This window comes from Mesorhizobium sp. M2A.F.Ca.ET.042.01.1.1 (assembly GCF_003997405.1).
Lineage (GTDB): Bacteria > Pseudomonadota > Alphaproteobacteria > Rhizobiales > Rhizobiaceae > Mesorhizobium.
On the sequence record NZ_RZRX01000570.1, the window covers coordinates 1 to 1,203 of the forward strand.

General features: G+C 56.8%; 1 protein-coding gene. It reads left to right on the forward strand.

What is annotated here, in order from left to right; translation table 11 throughout:
• Positions 1 to 254: 254 nt before the first annotated feature.
• A partial coding sequence (locus EOA23_RS34895) for a LysR family transcriptional regulator (RefSeq protein ID WP_189341840.1) occupies positions 255 to 1,203 on the forward strand: 949 nt, incomplete at its 3' end.

Below are 1,203 nucleotides of genomic sequence, written 5' to 3' on the forward strand. Positions count from 1 at the left end.
CGCCCCGACTATCTGATCAGGCGTTCCTCCTCTAATTCCATCCCAATGGCCAGCTTCGGATGATCCGTCCCCTCCCGCTCCGGCAAAGTGGTATAAATCAGCAGGCGGCAAGCCACTTTGGCGCCATAGCGATGGAAAGCCACAAGACAACAATCCCTCGCAGTTTTACCAGTTCAAGGGCGTAGGTGTTGTAGGAGCCGCTAGACAAGGAAGCGCAAATGCACCAAGGCATTGCGCCAAGTTGGAGGTGGAGGATGACCCAGGTGCGGCGTCGTTTTGTGTGGGAGATCGACTGGAATCTCCTGAGAACATTCACGGTCATCGTCCAGGAAGGAAGCCTTACCGCTGCCGGAGATAAGCTGTCCCTGTCGCAGCCCACAATCAGCAACGCTCTGCGTCGGCTGGAGGAGCATATGGCTTGCCGCTTGATCGATAGAAGCTCGAACTACTTTAGGATCACGCCCGCGGGAGAGACACTCTACAAAGAATGCATGGCAATGTTCGCCATCGTCGCCGGTCTACCGGAACTCATGGAAAAGGATCAAAACCAGATCTCCGGTCACGTCGACATGGCCTTCGCCAGTCACGTCGAATGCCCCTTCCTCGATATTTTCCTTGCCGACTTCCACAAGATCCACCCCCGCATCACCTTTTCCACCACGGTTTCATCCAGCAGGTCCGCCGCGGAATCCGTGCTCAACAACGAAGCCGCGCTCGGCATTTTTCTCGCGCAGGAAAAGCTCGACGACCTGGAATACACCATACTCTATCGCGAGCATTTCGGCTTCTTCTGCGGGCCAAGCCATCCGCTCTTCCAACGACGAGTTACCGGCTTCGATGAACTGAGGGGGCTCGACTACGTTTCCTTCAAAACCGACGACCTTTCAGGAGCTCTGGCGCCTGTCGCCGCGTTGCGCAAGCGGGAGCACCTTTGTGGGAAGATTGTAGGGCAATTCACTAATCTAGAAGAGGTCAAGCGCCTCATTAAGGCGGGGTTTGGCTTCGGTCCCCTCCCGATTCACGTCGTTACTCCAGATGTGGAAGCCGGGCAGCTCTGGCAAATACCGCCCTACACCGATCCGCCTTCTGTCGACGTCTATCTCGTGACGAAGCGCACGACCAGACGCACCCGCGCCCAGTCTACCTTTCTGGCTGCACTGTTGGCAGCGATCGACGCCACCCCGCTTGAGAATCGCACATACC